We start from the raw sequence: 19,588 nt of genomic DNA on the forward strand, positions 1-19,588 counted from the left end.
GGCCGGGATCCCCCTCTGCACATGCTGAAAGATCAGGCCACAGGAAAACCCCTGCCGCTGGGCAAACCCAAAAAGGCGTTCGATGTCTTAGGCTTCGTCAGCCGATACGGACTGTTCATCGTCCTGCTCGGCGGATTCCTCTTCGCCATGCTGACGCCGCTGATCTTCGTCGTCAAGAAACCCTACTATGAAGTCCATGCACTCATGCGGGTCGATCCCATTGTACCGACACTCTTCAGCAGCACCGAGCAATCATCCATCGTGTCTTATTATGCACGGTACATGAATACGACCGCCACGGCGATGACGACGATCGACATCCTGGAGAAATCGTTGACGGCGATGGAGCCGGAAAAACGAGAAGCCCTCTTTCCCAAAGGGCTCCCCATGAAAACCTGTGCGGCAATCCTTCAGGGCATCGTAGCGGTCACTCCTGACGGACGCTCACATGTGCTTGACCTGAAGATATCCGGAAGCAAGCCCGACGGCCTTGCCGAATTCCTCAATGCGCTCATGCAGACCTACATGGAGGAAACCCGAAAAAACGACAACAATTCAAGCACAGAAAGGCTCCGGTTTCTCTACGCGCAGAAAAACGTCATCACCAGGGAAATGTCGACAATCCAGAACGATCTCGACAGCCTGACCAGGGATATCGGCACCTCATCGTTTTCAGAACCCTTCAACTTTGCGGCAAAAAGCAGGGACAACCTTCTGTTTACCTACAACAACGCAATGAATGAACGGCTTTCAGCCGAGGCAGAATACGAAGCGATCCTCAGGACAAACACGGAGCTGAAAAAGATCTCGGTCGAGCCGCTGGTCAATGAAATCGTCCTGAACAGCACAGCCCTTGCAAGTACGGACTCCTGGACCTACCAGCAGCTTCAGCAGATGCGGAGCACCACCGACGGCCTGACAGAAGTCAACCCTGAACGGATTTCCGTCGAAGGGAGAATGCAATCGATGAAAGAGTATGCAACGGATCTGCGCAACGACGTGCGCAAAAATGCCCGCCAGGTCATTATCGGCAAACGGGACATCGAGATGGAAAAATCTCTTATCACAGCAAAAAACACCTACGAGACGAACAAGTCCAGAGAAGACACCCTCCGTCTAGCCATGGACAGGACCGGCAAGGAGGCGCAACGGATCTCGATCGGCATACACAAGGGAGAATACCTGACAGCCAGCTGGCAGAATAAATTCGACCTGCTGAACAACATCGAAAAGCGCATTACGGAAATAGAAATCGAAAAAAAAGCCCCGCTACGCATCTCGGTTCTCTCTGAGGCGCGGACCCCGGGTCAGCCGCTCAAGTCGAACATCAACAAAATCACCCTGATGCTGCTGTTCGGCAGTTTTGGCCTGGTCGGCGCCGCCTTTGCCGCATTCGAGGTCTTTGACGAAACAATCCGCAAAAGCGGGGATATCAAGCAGGCGCTCGGTCATCCCCCGATACAGACCATCGTCAACATCAGAACACCGAATGCCGGAGATGAGATGCGCTACAGCATCGCTCCAGACGACTTCCGCGCACATCAGATCGGCAACCTTGCCATCAAGCTCTATCACGAAAAGGAAGTCGCAAACTCACGCATCATCCTCTTCACCGGAACGGACAAGGGGGTCGGCTCCTCTTCAATTACCGTAAGCTGCGCCAAAGCACTCTCGCAGCTTGCCGAAAAAATCCTCATCATTGACGCAGACCTTGAAGCCGCCCCGGTAGCAGAAAGTGCTGAATTCCAGATCATCCTGCCCGGCCTCTGCGATTACCTCTCGGGCAGCCACTCGCTCGAAGAGAGCATCATCACCACGGAGGGAGAGAACATCGATATGATGTATGCCGGCAACCTTACCGGCAAAGCCATTCCGCGACAGAAAATCCGCGAGCTTTTCGAGCAACTGAAGCAGACCTACGACTTCATCTGCGTCGATGGCGCTCCGCTGCTCGAAAGCCACATGACAGAACATCTGGCCATTCATGCCGATATTGTCGCCCTCATTGCCCTCGGAGACAGCTCCAAATTCAGTGACCTGAAAAAATCGGCAGAGCTGCTTGTCATGCTCGGAGTCCCGACGATCGCCCCGATCCTCAATTTCGGCGGCAACCGCAAAACGCTCTCCGTGGTCGAAATGTTCGACAATCCTCCGGCGCTCCTGAAAAAGTTACTTTCCGAGAAAGTCAGACAGTCCATCAAGAAACAGGCTTTCGGGTTGCAACTGATAGACCGGATCCTCAAAAAAGCAGAACAGTTCGAACAGCAAAAAAAATGATGCGCCAAAACGGCAGAGAGCACGGTACGGGCAAGGAGGCCATTTCGGCAACAACCCCCGACTGGGCAAGAGAACAGCCTTCTCGGGGCAGGTATGAACCCGGAAAGTACCTCCTCGCCTCGATCAGGCGCTACCAGCACCTGCAGAGCACAGGCGCCGCTGGGAAACTGCTTTCGAAACTGGCCGTACTGCAGCATCGATTCTGGAGCGCCGTCTGCGGCGCAGACATTCCCATCAATACGAAAATAGGCGGAGGACTTCTCATACCCCATCCCAACGGAATCGTCATCCATCCTGAAACCCTTATCGGCCCGAACTGCCTCATCATGCAGCAGGTCACCATCGGCACGAACGGCAAGAGCCCCCAGGCTCCCGTCATAGAGGGCCATGTCGATATAGGAGCAGGTGCGAAAGTTCTCGGAGCCGTTCGCCTGGGTGCACATTCGCGCATCGGGGCCAATGCTGTTGTCCTCAAGGACATACCGGCAGGCTCAACAGCTGTCGGCATTCCGGCAGTCCCCCTCACTGAAGCCCCCCCCGAATCATGAGCGGCTCAGGAAACATCCTGGTTCCCGTAGCGTTTCTTTCATGGCCGGTGATTGTCATGATCCTCTATAAGAAGCTGGACAAACGACTGGTGCCGGTCATTGCCTACGTTGCGGGCTGGATGTTCCTGCCATGCGCCGCATACGACATTTTCCTCCTGAAGAACACCAAATCCACGGTGATTGCATACGGCGTCCTTGCCGGAGCATGGATGTTCGACCGTGAACGCCTGCTCAACTTCAACTTCAAGTACTTTGACCTTCCGATGCTCCTGTGGTGCACCGCACCGTTCTTCTCATCCATGGCCAACGGGCTGGGCGCCTATGACGGGCTTTCAGCCGTTCTCTATACATCGATACTCTGGGGAATCCCATACTATCTCGGGCGCGTATACTTCAGCGAAGCCGATGTCCTCAAAACCCTGGCCATAACCATTTTCATCGGGGGGGTCGTCTACGTCCCCTTCAGCTGGTTCGAACTCATCATGAGTCCGCAGCTGCATCGTCTCACCTACGGATTCCATCAGCACAATTTCCTCCAGACCCTCAGGGAAGACGGAGGATACCGGCCCATGATCTACATGCAGCACGGGCTCATGGCAGCCATGTGGATGCTCCTGGCATCCCTGCTCGGGACCTGGCTCTATATGACAAAATCGCTGCCGAAAAAAATACTGTTCATCCCTTCGCCGATTCTGCTCGGAGCGGTGATTGTGACGTTCCTCATGTACCAGTCCATGGCATCCATAACGTTTTTTCTCATCGGAACAGCCGCGCTGCTGGCCGGAAAGAAGCTGAAGAGCCCGGCAGTGCTGCTGCTGCTGCTGCTCATCCCCTATCCTCATCTTTACACACGAATCACCGGCATGTGGGACGGAAGGAACCTGACCGGCTACATCGAAAAGAACATCAGTCCAGCAAGAGCCGAATCGCTGCAGTTCCGCTTCACCAACGAAGACTCCCTCATCAAGAGGGCACTGGAGGGATCGTTTTTCGGATGGGGAGGGTACGGACGCGCTAGGGTCCACAATGAAGACGAGCAAGACACCTCCGTTACCGACGGCATGTGGATCATAACGCTCGGGAACCAGGGCATCTACGGACTGATCTGGATGACACTGGGCATCCAGCTCCCCGCGTTGCTCTTTTTGAGGCGGGTCAAGGCTGAACGATGGGCTTCGCCAGAATACGCCGCCCCGGCAGCAATGTCGGTCTTCATAGCAATCACCATGGTTGACAACCTGCTCAATGCGATGGTCAACCCCATCTACATGGTCTTCACCGGAGGGATATTAAGCTTCGTAACAACAGAGCAGCCCCCATATCGGCTGACGGAGGAAAAAGAAATCAACCTGCTCAAGGATATTGACGTCTACATGAGTAAATTTCTTTCCGACCCGAACAGGTCATCAACGAAATTCCTTACCTGAAAATCATTTACAGTCCATGTCCCTACAGAACAAACTCAAGGCCGCATGGCTCGGCGCACTCCTGCTGCTTATCGCCGCAAGCCTCTCGCAAGGCGTCGACAGCAAGAACGCTTTCGGCCTGGACATACTCTTCCATATCGGCATCTACGCCGTCCTTTCGGCCGTTCCGCTGATAGTACTCAGGAAACGTTTCTCGGCGTTCATCGTCACGCTTGCCGTCGCGCCGCTGGGATTTTTCTTTGAAGCCGTCCATGGTTCGATGACGGGCTACGGTTTCAAGATGGTTGATGCGCTCTACAACAACCTGGGGGTTACGATCGGAGTCGTCGCAGGACTCATCATACGCATGAAACAACACCTCGCACATCGCCAGGATACAAGCGCCTGAATCATGCAAAAAAGCACTGCACCGCCGACGGACGGAAAAAAAAAGGCCGTCTATGTTTTGGTCAGCAACCCGGGTGACCATATCCTTGAAATGGCCCTGCTCTCCATCGCCAGCCTGAAAAGGTTCTCGCCGGGTATTGCGGCGGAAGTGCTGCTCGACCCCGCGACCAACGAGTCGCTTAGCGGAGAACGCTACAAAATAAGGGAACTGGCCGACAGACTAACTGTTGTCGACGAGTCTGATCCGAACCCCATGATCGTCAGCAGGAGCATCAAGACCAGGATGCGTGAATTCGTCACGGGAGAGTTCCTCTATCTCGACTCCGATGCCGTTCCGATCGCCCCGCTTGACGACGCATTCACCAAGGACCATGACATCGCCCTCTGCCTTGACGGCAATGTGAGCACCCCTGCTGATTTTGTCTTTCATGAATTCGAAAGCAAAACGTTCAGGGAGATGGGCTGGCCGTTCCCGGTCTACCCCTACTACAACGCAGGCGTCATGTTCGTGAAGGACAACCCCCGGACACATGAGCTTTTCAGGCGCTGGCACGCCATCTGGCAGAGCTGCCGGCAAAGGGGGCTCTTCAAAGACCAGCCGCCGTTCCATAAAGCCATCGAGGAACCGGGACTCGCCATCAAAATACTTCCGCCCCAGTACAATGCCCTCATCTCGATGTACAACGCAGGCGTCTATAAAGCCCGGATCATGCACTACAGCACCATCCGCTTTGAAGAGCGTGACGACACCATATTCCATGGTCTGGTCAAGGAGATCAAAAAAACAGGACATATCGACCTGGAACCGATTGCGAGACTTTCTAAAACCTGGTACCCCTGGACGGAGCCGTTCCTGAAGAAAGCCCTGGCGGCACGAAGCCTGCCGATAGCCTTGCGCGCACTGCAGGCAAAACTATCCGGAGAACGGCCCCGCTTACGACTGTCATAGAGAGAGGACCCGGCCCGGCCGCCTCTCCGTATGCGAGTCAACTTCATTCCGTAACAACGCCCCCGCCCCCTGAAAACCCCTACCGGAGTGCCTCCCCCGACATGCGTCGCCATGGCATGGATTTTGCGATTCAGCCACTGATTTCATCCGGCCCCCATAACAAAAGCAATAACGCAGGCAGAAAGCATGCACCCCCACCCCCCTGATATCGACTGCATTCTGATTGGCGTCAACTGCTCCAAGACGCTGGCTGCGTGCATAGAGTCAATACAAGCGGCCGACTACCCGGCAGAGAAGCTCCGCATCTGCTATGTTGACGGCGGATCAACGGATGACAGCCTGGAAGTGGCCCGCAGGTACGGGGAGGTACAAACGCTGGCGATCACCCCCGAGTTTCCATCGCCCGGGCTCGGAAGAAACACCGGATGGAAACACGGGTCGGCACCGCTGGTCCATTTCTTCGACTCGGACACCGTCATAGAACCACAATGGTTCCGCCAGGCGCTGAAAGCCATCGATGAAGATGGCGTTGGGGCAGTAGCCGGCCTGCGCCGCGAAAAACACCCTGAACACTCCGTCTACAACTGGATAGGCAACCTTGAATGGAACGGACCCGCCGGTGAAAGCGACTGCTTTGGCGGCGATGTGCTCATCAGGCGAGAAGCGCTTGAGGCAACAGGAGGATATGACGAAGAACTTGTCGGTGGAGAAGACCCGGAACTGAGCCGGCGCATCACCCGCGCAGGATGGAAAATCATGCGCCTGGATGAGCCGATGACCCGGCACGACCTTGCCATGACAACAGTCAGCCAATACCTTCGCAGGGCATACCGCTCAGGATACGGGTTCGGCGCCGTGCGCCATCGTGAGGCTCTTGCGGGAAGCGCGTTCTGGCAATACGAGTATCGGAAAATCACCATCAAGGGAGGAGGATTCACGGCCGCACTGATCCTCAGCATGCCGGCGCTGGCCATCAACTCGCCCATAGCCGGCGCTCTGACAGCGCTGCTGCTTCTTGCAGGCTCGACGCTGCTCTTCATGCCCCGCATTCTCAGGGTCGGACAGTTTATGCGCGAACACAAACTCGACAGAAAAGAAGCAAGGAGGTACGCCTGGCACTGCTCCCTTGTCGTTCTTCCCCAACTTGCCGGAGTTCTCAGGTTCCATCTCGGCAGAATATCAGCCAAACCGCTGCGCAACAAACAGAAGCGACTTGCGACGGCACTATCGGATCAGCTGTCATGAAACAACCAACGACCGTCGCCTATCTGTGCAGCGAGTACCCGGCGGTATCGCACACCTTCATCTACAGGGAAATCGAATCGCTCCGCCGTGCAGGCATGAAGATCCACACGGCAACCATCCGCAAGACATCCAACCTTGAGGTCATGACTCCGGAAGAACAGGAAGAGGCGGCCCGAACCTTCACCGTTCTCTCCCAGCCGCTGATGGGGGCCTTCAGGGCCCATGCCGGAACCCTTGCCCGCAATCCTGGAGGCTACATCCGCATGGCGGCAAAAGCTCTCAAGCCGGCATTCAGCGGCCCGTGCAGCCCCGTCAAAGCCGCAGCCTATTTCGTGGAAGCGGGAATCCTGCTGGGATGGTTGCGCGAACGGGGCGTCACACATGTGCACGAACATTTCGCAAACCCCACGGCCTTCGTCGCCCTCCTGATGAAAACCTACGGAGGGATCACCTACAGCATCTCTGTCCACGGCCCAGACATCTTCTATGAGGTCGATTCAGCGATGCTTGAAGAAAAGGTTCTCCATGCCAGCTTCGTCCGCTGCATCAGCCACTACAGCCGCAGCCAGATCATGCGCATCACCCCGGCGGAAATGTGGCACAAACACCATATCGTCCGCTGCGGTGTCGATCCGGAGCGCTGGACGCCGAGGCCGGAGCCCGACAACGAGATACCACACCTGCTCTGCGTTGGAAGGCTGGTTCCGGCAAAGGGACAGCACACCCTGCTCGAGGCCTGCACGATTCTTGAAAAAGAGAACATACCGTTCCGCCTCACCATGGTCGGAGACGGACCCGACAGGAAGTCGCTCGAGAAATTCAGCCGCCAGCATGGCCTCGAGAAAAATATCACCTTCACCGGAGCCCTTGGCCAGGATCAGGTGCGGGAGCACTATGCCGAAGCGGACATCTTCGTTCTGGCCAGTTTTGCCGAAGGAGTTCCCGTTGTCCTTATGGAGGCAATGGCCAGGGAGATCCCGGTCATATCAACCCGTATCACCGGCATTCCCGAACTCATCGAACACGAACGCAACGGCCTGCTTGCCACTCCCGGAGACACTGCGGACCTTGCCCGCCAGATCCGCATCCTGATTGAAAGCCCCGAGCGGAGGAAGAGCTTCGGTGCGGCAGGAAGGAAAACCGTACGCGAGCGCTACAACCAGCACCTCAACAACAGCAAAATGGTCGACCTGCTGACCCAGGCCGCAACCCGATCATGACGATACCCTCACTGCTCCTTGCCGTGCCTGTCATCCTGACAGCCCTGCCGGCACTCTTTCTGCTGGCAACCACCGCTGCATCGTTCTTTTTCCGGAAAAAAAAGCCGGAAACGAACAGGTTCCTCAATATCGGGGTCCTGATCCCCGCGCATAATGAAGGTGATGCGGTCATGAAAACCATTGAAGGCGTATACGGGTGCGACTATCCGGCCAACCGGCTCGAGGTCTTCGTGATTGCCGACAACTGCCAGGACGACACGGCGGAATACGCACGAAAAGCCGGAGCCAGGGTCTTCGAACGTTTCGATGAAGAGAAACGGGGCAAGGGCCAGGCGCTCGACTGGTTCCTCAATGAGCACAAAGAGAGCTTCCGGGATACCGACGCCATCACCATCATCGACGCCGACGTTACCCCCGATATCAATTACCTCCGCGAAATCAGCGCATCGCTGAGCATCCCTCTCGTAAACATCGTGCAGGGCTACAACGGCGTCAACAACCCGTCGGCAGGATGGCGGCCGGCCCTCGTAGACGCAGCCTTCAACGTCTTCAACCACCTTCGCCTCGCAGGCTCATCCGTCCTCACCGGCTCAGCATCGCTGAAAGGCAACGGCATGGCATTCAGGACCCCGATCCTCGAGCGATACGGCTGGCCCTGCCACTCGATCGTCGAAGACCTGGAATTCACCCTTCAGCTCCTGCAGGACGGCATGGCCGTAGAGTACAACCCCGATGCCATTGTCACCAGCGAAATGGTCACAAGCGCAAAAAATGCCGCAAGTCAGCGGAACCGCTGGGAAGGCGGCAGGTTTTCATTGGTGAGAAGCATGACCAAGCCCCTGCTGCAGCGCTTTGCCGAGACCGGAAACCCGAAAATCCTCTATGCATGGGGAGATCTTGCCATCCCACCGCTCGGCCTTCTCATCCTGCTCTTCATACCCGGCACCGTTGCAGGGGCGATACTCGGGGGAGCATGGGCATGGGCCATTGCCGCCAGCTGGCTGACCGTTCTGCTGTACCTGGTCTCGGCCCAGGTACAGCGCCGTGCACCGCTCACCACATGGCTCGCCCTGTTCGGAGCGCCGGTTTACATCCTCTGGAAAGTCCCGATCTACATAGGAATGCTGTTCAAGAAGAAAAACAACCGCGACTGGGTCAGAACGGCAAGGGAAACGCATCCTGACAACGGGATATAACCGAACGATGCAGATCAAGGCAAAAGAAATGCATCTATGGTGGTGCAGGGTTAACCATCAGCATCATCCGGAAATGATGGCTGAACGCCTTCTTTCGGATGAGGAACGAGCACGCTTCAAGCGTTTGCATGCTGCAGGAAAACGAGCCGAGTTCCTCATGAGCCGGGTGCTGGCAAGAACCGCGCTGTCCCACTATCTGAATATCCCCCCTGAAGAGGTGAACTTCAAGAGAACGCCGTTAGGCAAACCGTCTCTCGATCCGCCATGCCATATCGAGTTCAACCTCTCCAACACCTCGAAACTGGCGGTATGCATAATCAGTGCATCAGGACCGGTTGGCATCGATATAGAACCCCTCGGGCGAGGCGGAGAGATCATGGAAATAGCCGATATCTTTTTTTCCGGAACGGAGCGGGAAGAACTCGCAACGCTCGACCCAAGGAGCCAACCCGAGCGGGCACTATCGCTCTGGACCCTGAAAGAGGCCTTCCTCAAAGCCAAGGGGCTCGGCATATACTCCGAAGCAGAAAAAATTGCGTTCCTGTACCGGGGAACAGGGCGCCCCGGACTGGCCGCAAGCCCGGACATTGAGCCGATGCCTGAACGCTGGCACTTCAAGAACATCGATTTCATGGATCACCGCATCGCACTGGCGGCAACGACGCCGTTTCAGGCCTCGTCGGTTCGTTTTGTCGCCTTGAAGCCCCCGGTCGCGATGCCTGCCGCCTCCGAACAACCATCAATCCTGTGAAGAAAATGACTCCGTACGCCATACCCTCCGGCTTGACCGATGACAAACAGGTGCTGGGAGCCATTGGCATCGTGGCCGTCAACGGCATCGATTTCATCAGGAAAGTCTTCCGGGCCTATGAAGGAGGCAAGCCGCTGGTGGTCCTCCACTCCCGCGATGCGGCGTTGCTGCCGGAAGGCGTTGCCATAAGCGAGATTATGGACGCCACCCCCGGCACCGGCTGGTTCGACGAAAAACATGTCCCCAGAAACGACCATGCCGTTGCACAACTCTCCTTCACTTCCGGAACGGAAGGGAAGCCCAAAGGCATCGTCTTGACGCACAAAAACCTTGCGGACGTAATTGAGCGCCTGCAGTCCGTCATGGAAACAGACCACACCATCAGGGAATATGTCGGCGTTCCCGTTTACTACTCGTTCGGTTTTGGCCGGATCAGGCACTGCTCGGCAGTGGGGGGAAGATCATACATCCCTCCCGGGGGGTTCGACCCTTTTGAAATAGCCGCAATGCTCCAGAACGACGAGATCAACGCCATTTCTGCCGTGCCGTCGTTATGGCGCATCCTGCTTGCGAACCCTGACGTGATCGGAGAGCTCGGCAAAAAGGTCCGCTGGATAGAAATCGGAAGCCAGTACATGTCCCGCAGGGAAAAAGAGGCAATGAAGACGTTGTTTCCCAACGCAAGGATTGTCCAGCACTACGGCCTGACTGAAGCATCAAGGACAACGCTTCTGGATATCTCACGAAGCACGGGAAATGTGCTTGAATCGGTCGGCAGGAGCTACGGCAACACTGAATTCCGGCTGGCCGGTGACGGCAGGATCCAGATTCGGGGTCCCCATGTTGCCGTCGGCAGGACACGTGAAAACGGCATTACCCCGATCACTGATGCCGATGGATGGCTGACGACCAACGACCTTGGGGAAATCCGGGACGGAAACCTGTTTTTTCTCGGCCGCGCCGACGACGCAATAAATTGCGGCGGGATCAAGCTCTTTCCCGAACAGATAGAACCCAAACTCCTCTCAACGCTTGAGCGAGAGGGAGGCATCGCCATCACCAGGGTTCCCGATGAGTTGAGAGGCGACGGGATTCTTATCGTCACTGAAAAAGAATGCGGGATTGATGAATCGCGGATACGAACCGAAGCGATGAAAATCCTCAGCCAGCTCCATATTCAGGCCGGCGATTCGCTGCACTTCATGGAAGTCGAGGCACTTCCGCGGACGGAAACGGGAAAGATCCAGCGCAGACGGCTCACCGAACACTTCATGGCCGACAGGGAATCGAACCCATCGCCAGCCCCCCGAGCCGCTCGCGGCGTGGAGAACAGCGCGCTGAACGGGGAGCAGCAGAAAATCATCGCAGTATGGGAAGAGGTCCTGGGCGTTCATCCGATCCCTCTCGATATGACGTTTTTCGATTTGGGAGGCGACTCGCTCTCTTCGCTTAAAATGATGCTCAGGCTTGAAAAAGCAGGAATACCCAGAACCACGGCCCGGGCATTCATCGAAGGAAAAACAATCGCGGATATCACAGGGAGCGAAACAGGAGAAAGCGGAGAACAAAGCGCCGGAGGTGCGGACGAGCGCAATAACATAGCCCTGACAGCCGACTCCATCAACGCGACAAGGGGGCTGCTTGTGCTGTGGCTCATCGCCATCCATTGGTTGCCGGGTGTGTGGGAACGGTTACCGGGCATGTTCGCCGGCATGAACACCCTCCTCTACCCTGCGTACCGCCTCGGGACTCCCGGCTTTGCCCTCGTCTTCGGCCTCAGCGTCGGATTTTACTACTTCCATCAGCTTGATCACAACCCGCAGCTGGCCCGAAAGAACATACGGTTCGCCCTGCAGCTGATCGGCGGAGGCATCCTGCTTCTTGCGGGCATAAGCCTGACGATCCTGTTGACAAGCGGCAAGGAATTTCCGGACAGGCTGCCGACACACCTGTTCTACTCGGTATTGCTGTACTATCTGCTCGCCGTGGCCAGCATCCCGCTGTGGCACAAAGCCATTTCCGGCTTTCAGGACACAATCACGGCAAGCCTTGCTGCTTCGGCCCTGTTTTTTGCGACCGGCATGTTCTTCAGGGTCATGCTGCCTGACACCGAGTCAGTTGCGGGGGTAAACCTGGTCCTCCTGATGCTCAAAGCCAATTACAATTACTTCACCATGACCGGAACAGTTATGCTTGGAGTGAGCGCCGGCATCCATCTGCGGAAACATGCACAATCAGGCGAGATGGAAAAGCGATACGCATCGACAGGCCTGCTGCTCATGCTTTTCGGACTCATTATCTCCCTTGACAGCGGCAATGGGCAAGAATGGTTTTCAATGCTTGTCCCCCATCTCTGGGCGGTTCAGGTCTATTTCGGCCTTACGCTCCTGCTTCTGTCTGCATTCATGCGTGCCCGCCGGCACATGAACAGTCCTTTCGGGAAGCAGCTCAACAGAATGCTCGGCATCATCGGCATTCTCTCCCTGCCTATGTATGTCGGACATGCAATGGTGATTCCAATAAAAGAGTTGCTCCTCAGCCTGAACCTTGGCTACACGCTCTCACTGGCGATACCCATGATCCTCTTCTTCACGGCCGCAGCGGTCATCATGAACCGCCTCTCCCGCGTCTATGGGGGCGCCGAAAGATAACAGCGGAAGCCGGCGGCGGCAAAAACACATGATCACAGAGCAATGAAACAAAGCATTATCTTCATGACCGGATGCATCGATCCGGGAGGTATGCACATGACCGTGCTGAACGATACGGAAAAAAGAAAAGCCCAGTACCTCGAAGCCATCGGGTTTTATCTGAAAAACTCCGGAATCCCTGTCCTGTTCGTTGAAAATTCAGGGAATGACATTTCCGGCGCATTCCCTCGGGAAATCAGAGAGAACAAGCTTGAAATCATTACCTTCCAGGGCAACGATTACGACAAGAAACGTGGCAAGGGATATGGGGAGATGCTGATCATCGAAGAGGCGCTCCACTCTTCCAGACTATTCCGACAGGCGGAATTCATCTTCAAGGTGACCGGCCGCTACAAGGTGCTCAATATCGCCTCATACATCGCAGCCCTGAATCAGGGGCAGAAAACCCCCGACATGATGATCAACCTGGAGCCGGGCCTTGCGCTTGCCGACTCCCGATTTTTCGGCGCAGTTCCCCGTTTTTTCGAAGAGCTGCTCATCAGCTACCGCCCGCAGATCGATGAACAGACCTTCATGTTTTTTGAAAAAGCCCTGGCAAATGCAGTCCATGAAGCGATCATTCTGGGCTTGAACTACATTCCCCTGCCCCACTACCCGAGGCACTCGGCCGAATCCGGTACCGGAGGAGGCGTCTACAACGACTCCTGGAGCAGATGGCTTCTCAAGGAGGCCCTCCTGCAGTGGCAGTACAGGATACAGAATGCCTTCCGTCTCTATGGCTCCTGACCGGACCGCTTCTATTCATGCAACCTCATGAGCACCCATGAACTTTTTTGATCATTTCGACAGAGTCGCCGTCGTCAACCTTCCGGAAAGGACCGACAGAAAAAAAGAAACCCTTGAGGAGTTCCGTCGTGCGGGATGGCAAGTGCCGGACGGCAGCGATGTGTTTTTTCCGGCTGTCCGCCCCGAAACGTCTGACGGGTTTCCGTCGAAAGGCGCAAAAGGCTGTTTTCTCAGCCACCTCGAGATCCTCAAACAGGCAAGGGCTGAACGGCTCGGCGCGATCCTCTTGCTGGAGGATGATATAGCCTTTGCCAGGAACGTTGAGGCCGCGGGCAGGAATATCATGGAACGCCTTGAGGGCAAGAACTGGGATTTCCTATACTTCGGGCACGAACATCCCGATAGTGCAAAGCATCGGCCCGGACTTGAAACCACTACGGACCCGCTTCGACTCACCCATTTCTATGCCGTCAACAGCTCGTGCATGGACCGGTTCATCGACTTTCTTGAAACCGTGCTGCAGCGGCCTGCAGGTCACCCGGACGGGGGGCCGATGCATTACGACGGAGCCATCTCGACGTTCAGGGAGCAGAATCCGGACATTATCACCTATATCAGCTGGCCAACCCTCGGATTCCAGAGAAGTTCGCGCACGGACCTCCTCGAGCCCTCCGTATGGGACCGATGGAAAGTGCTTGCGCCGATTACGGCAATGGCAAGAAAACTAAAAAACGCGCTGTACAGGATCAGCACGTAACGGAAGGGCCGGAAAAGAGGGTATCGACAGAATACAGCAAAAGATCCATGAAAATAAAGATCATAAACAGGGAAAAGATCCACAGAATCCTTGCCATGCTTTCCGGCAAAGAACGGAGAATGAGTTTGGTGATCCTCGCCATGATGCTCTTCAGTGTCGTGCTGGAAACCCTTGGGGTCGGCATGGTCATTCCAGCCCTTGCCCTCTTTACAGAAAAGGATATTGCGACGAAATACCCTTTACTCCAACCCGTTTTCGAGTTTTTCGGCAACCCTGACCAGATAACCGTGGTCATTGGCGGCCTCGGCGTGCTGTTCTTGATTTATTCTGTCAAGGCCTCATTCATGCTTCTCATGCTTTGGCAACAAAACCGATTCCTCTTCTCCATCGGTGAACGACTTTCAAAAAAGCTCTTCAGCATCTACCTCCAGCAACCCTACACATTCCATTTGCAACACAACTCCGCACAGCTGATACGCAATGTGACCAGCGAGGTTGAGGTCTTTGCCAACAATGTGCTGAAACCTATTATGGAGCTGACGATTGAGTCGCTCACCATTCTCTGCATCTTTACCCTGCTGGTTCTCGTCGAACCGTTCGGGACCCTGAACATCATTCTTACCCTTGGATCCGCCAGCCTGCTCTATGTCCTCCTGACGAAGGGCAGGGTTGCCCGATGGGGATCGGCCCGCATGTTCCACGACGGCCTCCGCATGCAGCACTTGCAGCAGGGGCTCGGCGGCATCAAGGACGTCAAGATCCTTGGCAAGGAAAACTACTTCCTCGAACAGTACGGCTACCACAACAGCGCAGGGGCAAGAGTAAGGAAACTGAACACGACCGTGCAGCAGATGCCCCGCCTGTGGCTTGAACTGCTCGCTGTTGCAGGACTGATTGTCCTGGTATTGAGCATGCTCTCGCAAGGACTCTCGATTGAGGCCATCATTCCGAACCTCGGTTTTTTTGCCGTGGCCTCTTTCAGGATGATCCCATCCGTAAACCGCATCCTCATGGCCCTGCAGGCCCTTCAGTACTGCCTGCCGGTCATCGATATCATCGGCAATGATTTTTCCCTGCCGAACCCCCAGCGAAAAGAGGCCGGCAACACGGTCGAGTTCCGTCATGACCTGCGCGCCGAAAGCATCTCATTCACCTATCCGCAAGCCACCCGGCAGACCCTGCACCAGATCAGGCTCACCATCACCAAGGGGGAGTCGGTCGGCTTTATCGGCCCGAGCGGTTCAGGGAAAAGCACCCTTATCGACATCATCCTTGGACTGATTATCCCCGACAGCGGAAGTATAACCGTAGACGGGAGAAACACGGCCGACGATCTGCGTTCATGGCAGAACATGATCGGCTACGTTCCTCAATCCATCTACCTGACAGACAACGATCTGGCGCATAACATCGCCTTCGGCCTTCCCGATGAGGAAATAGAGATGGAAAAGGTTAAAAAAGCCGTTCGCGCCGCCAATCTCGAAACATTCGTCAATGAACTGCCCGAAGGACTTTCAACCTTTGTCGGCGAACGAGGCGTCCGCCTTTCCGGAGGGCAACGGCAGCGTATAGGCATCGCCAGGGCCCTCTACCATGACCCTGAAATCCTTGTACTCGATGAAGCGACCAGTGCCCTGGACACCCTGTCGGAAACTGCGGTCATGGATGCGATAAAAGCCCTCCAGGGCACCAAGACCGTCATGATCGTCGCACACCGTCTGACAACAGTCGAACACTGCGACCGGATCTATCGGCTCGAACAGGGAACCATTGCCGCTGAAGGGTCTCCGGCAATGATGCTCCAAGAGAGCGCACCATAGAAGCAACTCCATCAACGCGCCTACTGAACCACTGCAGCATATGAAAATCAGCGTTCTCCATGCAGGCCTTGCAGAACCGCACGCAGGATGGATTGCCGTCGATGAATTCGGCGGAATCCTTGCAAAGCTGTTCAACGCCGAAATCCTTTCAACAAAAAAAGCCTCCGGCTCCGGACTGCGCGGCCTTTTCAATGGAGGGAAAAGGTACGAAGCGGCAAAAACCGATGGCGGAGACGCCCTGATTGTCATTGCCCGCCAGCCTGGCGGGCTCTCCATGATCAACGGCATCAAGGACTGCCGAAAAAAATTCGACCGGATTTTCGGTGTTGTCACTGACTCATATTTCCATGCCGGATATATGGAAGAGAGTGCCCTCTACGACATGATTACCGTTACAGCACATGAAGACGTAGCGTTCCCGCAGGAGAAGTTCGGCATCAGGGTTGAACAGATGTACCAGGGAGCCGACTGCCTGCAATGGGCGCCACGGTCTGCAAAAAAGAGGGAAATCGACATCATCGGCTTCGGGCGCATCCCAAAAAACTACCATAGCGCGTTCACCCGTACGTTCCATAGCCCTGACTCCCCCTATCTCTACCTGCACTCCCCTCTCGGAAACCTTACCGGGGAGAGCGTACCCATTGAACGAGGGATGCTTTTCAAGCTGCTGCATCGCACGCGCATGTCACTGGCATTCAACCTCTTTGTCGATACCGAAGGAAATCGGCCGCGATCCATGATGGTGACCAGCCGATGGATGGAATCACTGCTGGCGGGCTGTATCGTTGCCGGGAAAAAACCCGTCTCGAGAATGGCCGACGAGATGCTGTTCTGGCCGGAAGTCACCGTAGAGCTGTCGGACAACCCCGGAGAAGCCACAAATGAACTCAAACAGATACTGGCCGACAACGACCGCCTTGAAGTACAGCGCAGGATCAATATGGCAAACATGATCCGGCACCACGACTGGCGCCATAGAATCACCGACTTCTGCACCATGACAGGCCTTCCCCGCCCTGCAACCCTGCCGGACGACATTGAACGACTCGAAGCGCTGGCAGAGCAAACGATGAAAAACTGAACAAAGCCCTCGAATCGGGAACAACAATGCAGCCGCGCCCTTTTGATGCGTTTTTTCCTTGAACAGCAACTGCCTGCCCGCAAGCAAATCGTGCCCATAGCAAACAAGGCCGAGGCAGACGGTGCCGGGCTCATGAAGCGATCCACGACAACGGCATCGGATTCCAGCCAAACCGTTCATAAATCGAATCACTGGCTGAAGGAGATTCGATAAAACAGGCAAAAAAACGGGAAACGCGATGCCTGAACGAATCATTCTCGCAGAATGAAGGCTCAGCAGCTCTTACAATGAGAGAAACCCCCTAAAGGCGGGCAACTCAACGCCAGGGCCACAAAGGATCCGACGTAAGCATTGCTGCATGGCACGCTTCTTGCGATATTGCACTTGCAGGGCGGAACAAGACACGCTGCGCCCGGATAATAACTGACCCCCCCCCAATGGCAATCAACTATCGCGCCGACATAGACGGACTCAGAGCCGTTGCAGTTCTGGCCGTCCTTTTCTTTCATACAGACATCCCTGGCTTTTCCGGCGGCTATGTCGGCGTGGATATATTCTTCGTTATTTCGGGTTACCTCATCACACTCATCCTCCTCAAAGAGATCGACCGGCAGGATTTTTCAATTGCCCGTTTTTATGAGCGGAGAATCAGAAGGATTTTCCCGGCGCTGTTTCCTATGCTGGCCTTCGTTATTCTCGTCGGCTCGTATCTGTTCGATGCAAAGGCATTCAAGGAACTGGGCCAGGGCGTTCAGGCAACCACGCTTTTTGCCTCAAATCTTGATCTGTTCTGGTTCAAATCCGACTATTTCGCCGCCCCTTCATTGCAGAAACCCCTCCTGCACACATGGTCGCTGGCGGTCGAAGAGCAGTTTTACATATTCTTTCCTCTTGTGCTTCTGTTCATTTCGAGATATCTGCAGCGACGCTACCTCCTCTGGATCATACTTGCGAGCCTTCTTTCCCTTGGGGTCAGCATATGGGGCATTCATTACAAACCCTCTCCGACATTCTATCTCATGCCCACGAGAGCATGGGAACTCCTTGCAGGCTCCCTGCTCGCCCTGGGTATTGTTCAACAGGCCCCCTCACCGAGAATAAGCAATGCCCTCTCCCTTTTCGGGATTGCCCTGATTGGCTACAGCATAACCATGTATGATGATTCAACCCTTTTTCCCGGCTATAACGCCATCGCACCGGTCCTTGGCGCCTGCCTGATCATTGTTGCCGGCGGGGGCGCTCAGATGCCTTACCTCAATACCGTTCTGGCTCTTCGCCCGATGGTCTTTATCGGACTGATTTCCTATTCACTCTATCTCTGGCATTGGCCGCTGGTAGCCTTTGGCAAGTATGTCCTGATGAGACCCTTTACCGGATATGAAAGCCTTGGCGTAATTGTCACCTCATTGGTAGTTGCAACGTTTTCATGGAAGTATATCGAGCAGCCGTTCCGCGGGAAACAGATGATGCTGCCAGAAAGGAAACAGCTTTTTGCCGCAGCCGCAGCCGTCATGATTTTTTTTGCCGGTTTCGGGCAGCTTGTTTTCCGTCAGGACGGAATGCCTTATCGGTCGCCGGAAGCGAACAATGCGATGATGGATATAGCAACTGACCCCATCTGGTCTCAATTCGAGGAAAATGAAACGTTTTTGCATGGGTTAAAGGATGGCAATACGCCGAGAACCATCGGGGCAAAGAACGTCAGGCCTTCATTTGCCCTCTGGGGCGATTCCCATGCAGGCGCTCTGGTTGGGGCACTATCGATCAAGGGTGAGGAATTCGGTGTTTCGGGCTACAATCTGGCTCATGGCCATGCATTGCGGCCCCTTCTGGGCATAAAAGGGATGTCGACATATGATTACGGAATCGACGAAACCGAGCAGAACAGAAGCGTCATTGATTTCCTTGGCGCCCACCCCGAAATCAAAGTGGTTATTCTTGCCGGTATATGGGGAAGGCCTTCCGAAATCAGGGATGCAACCGGAGAATATGACGAGTCTGCCTCCTTCGAGGAACTCTTCAGGGCCGGCCTCTTCAGGACGGTAAGCGCACTGGATGCTCTCGGCAAAAAAGTTGTCATCGTAAGGGACGTCCCCCACCTGAAAGATTACCCGAACAAGCTGATCTGGATGAGCGTGAGAATGCATGAGGAGCCTTGTTTCAGGAAAATCGCTTCAGACCGGAACGCCTATGAGGAGATGAACAGATTTCCTGAAATGGTTTTTGCCGAGCTTCAGGAGAAATTCGACATCACCATTATCAGCCCGCAGGAGCTCCTTTTCGACAACGAGGACAAAGCCATAGTGGCACGCGAAGGACAAGTCCTCTATATGGACGTAAGCCACTTATCCACCTATGGATCCGCCACCGTTGCCCCAGCATTCGATGATGTGTTCCAACACATCATCACTCTTGGCATGAATACTGATTCTCGCCTTTCGATGGCCAAATAATGTCGCTGTTGCGGCAAGTGCAATTCATACTGATGACGGC

The 19,588-nt window shown here is 55.2% G+C and carries 15 protein-coding genes; all 15 read left to right on the plus strand.

Features of this window, described 5'->3' with window-relative positions; all coding sequences use genetic code 11:
* Positions 1-21 precede the first annotated feature (21 nt).
* The 15 genes from E0L29_RS01310 to E0L29_RS01380 all read left to right on the plus strand — a co-directional run bounded on the left by E0L29_RS01310 (position 22) and on the right by E0L29_RS01380 (position 19,548).
* Positions 22-2,277 carry an AAA family ATPase gene (locus tag E0L29_RS01310; RefSeq protein WP_131353735.1) on the plus strand — a complete coding sequence of 752 codons (2,256 nt, stop codon included), beginning with the start codon at positions 22-24 and terminating at the stop codon, positions 2,275-2,277.
* A complete protein-coding gene (locus tag E0L29_RS01315) occupies positions 2,277-2,825 on the plus strand; it encodes a serine acetyltransferase (protein WP_131354679.1) in 549 nt (182 codons plus the stop codon). The genes E0L29_RS01310 and E0L29_RS01315 overlap by 1 nt, the downstream gene beginning before the upstream one ends.
* The gene (locus E0L29_RS01320; protein WP_131353737.1) at positions 2,822-4,252 is read left to right on the plus strand and encodes a hypothetical protein; all 1,431 of its coding nucleotides are present in this window, start codon (positions 2,822-2,824) and stop codon (positions 4,250-4,252) included. The genes E0L29_RS01315 and E0L29_RS01320 overlap by 4 nt, the downstream gene beginning before the upstream one ends.
* Before the next feature lie 16 nt (positions 4,253-4,268).
* Positions 4,269-4,640, plus strand: a complete 372-nt coding sequence (locus E0L29_RS01325; RefSeq protein ID WP_131353739.1) for a hypothetical protein — start codon at positions 4,269-4,271, stop codon at positions 4,638-4,640.
* Positions 4,641-4,643: 3 nt separating this feature from the next.
* On the plus strand, positions 4,644-5,588 hold the full coding sequence (locus E0L29_RS01330; protein WP_131353741.1) for a putative nucleotide-diphospho-sugar transferase: 945 nt from the start codon (positions 4,644-4,646) through the stop codon (positions 5,586-5,588).
* A 186-nt stretch (positions 5,589-5,774) separates the two neighbouring features.
* Complete coding sequence (locus E0L29_RS01335) at positions 5,775-6,833, plus strand: glycosyltransferase (protein ID WP_131353743.1); 1,059 nt, start codon at positions 5,775-5,777, stop codon at positions 6,831-6,833.
* Positions 6,830-8,053: a glycosyltransferase gene (locus tag E0L29_RS01340; RefSeq protein WP_131353745.1), complete on the plus strand. Its 1,224-nt coding sequence runs from the start codon at positions 6,830-6,832 to the stop codon at positions 8,051-8,053. Before E0L29_RS01335 ends, E0L29_RS01340 begins: the two co-directional genes overlap by 4 nt.
* Positions 8,050-9,249, plus strand: coding sequence for a glycosyltransferase family 2 protein (locus E0L29_RS01345; protein WP_131353747.1), 1,200 nt, complete (start codon positions 8,050-8,052; stop codon positions 9,247-9,249). Before E0L29_RS01340 ends, E0L29_RS01345 begins: the two co-directional genes overlap by 4 nt.
* A 7-nt stretch (positions 9,250-9,256) precedes the next feature.
* Positions 9,257-10,000 (plus strand): 4'-phosphopantetheinyl transferase superfamily protein, encoded by a 744-nt coding sequence (locus E0L29_RS01350; RefSeq protein ID WP_131353749.1) that lies wholly within the window; start codon positions 9,257-9,259, stop codon positions 9,998-10,000.
* A 164-nt stretch (positions 10,001-10,164) separates the two neighbouring features.
* Positions 10,165-12,651, plus strand: a complete 2,487-nt coding sequence (locus E0L29_RS01355; protein ID WP_165498792.1) for an AMP-binding protein — start codon at positions 10,165-10,167, stop codon at positions 12,649-12,651.
* Between the two features lie 42 nt (positions 12,652-12,693).
* Positions 12,694-13,437, plus strand: coding sequence for a hypothetical protein (locus E0L29_RS01360; protein WP_131353753.1), 744 nt, complete (start codon positions 12,694-12,696; stop codon positions 13,435-13,437).
* Between the two features lie 37 nt (positions 13,438-13,474).
* The gene (locus E0L29_RS01365) at positions 13,475-14,194 is read left to right on the plus strand and encodes a glycosyltransferase family 25 protein (protein WP_131353755.1); all 720 of its coding nucleotides are present in this window, start codon (positions 13,475-13,477) and stop codon (positions 14,192-14,194) included.
* A gap of 47 nt (positions 14,195-14,241) precedes the next feature.
* Positions 14,242-16,014, plus strand: a complete 1,773-nt coding sequence (locus E0L29_RS01370; RefSeq protein ID WP_131353757.1) for an ABC transporter ATP-binding protein — start codon at positions 14,242-14,244, stop codon at positions 16,012-16,014.
* 40 nt (positions 16,015-16,054) lie between these two features.
* On the plus strand, positions 16,055-17,095 hold the full coding sequence (locus tag E0L29_RS01375) for a glycosyltransferase (RefSeq protein WP_131353759.1): 1,041 nt from the start codon (positions 16,055-16,057) through the stop codon (positions 17,093-17,095).
* A 437-nt stretch (positions 17,096-17,532) separates the two neighbouring features.
* On the plus strand, positions 17,533-19,548 hold the full coding sequence (locus E0L29_RS01380; protein WP_131353761.1) for an acyltransferase family protein: 2,016 nt from the start codon (positions 17,533-17,535) through the stop codon (positions 19,546-19,548).
* Positions 19,549-19,588: the final 40 nt, after the last annotated feature.

Source organism: Chlorobium sp. N1, assembly GCF_004332115.1.
Taxonomy (GTDB): Bacteria; Bacteroidota; Chlorobiia; order Chlorobiales; family Chlorobiaceae; genus Chlorobium.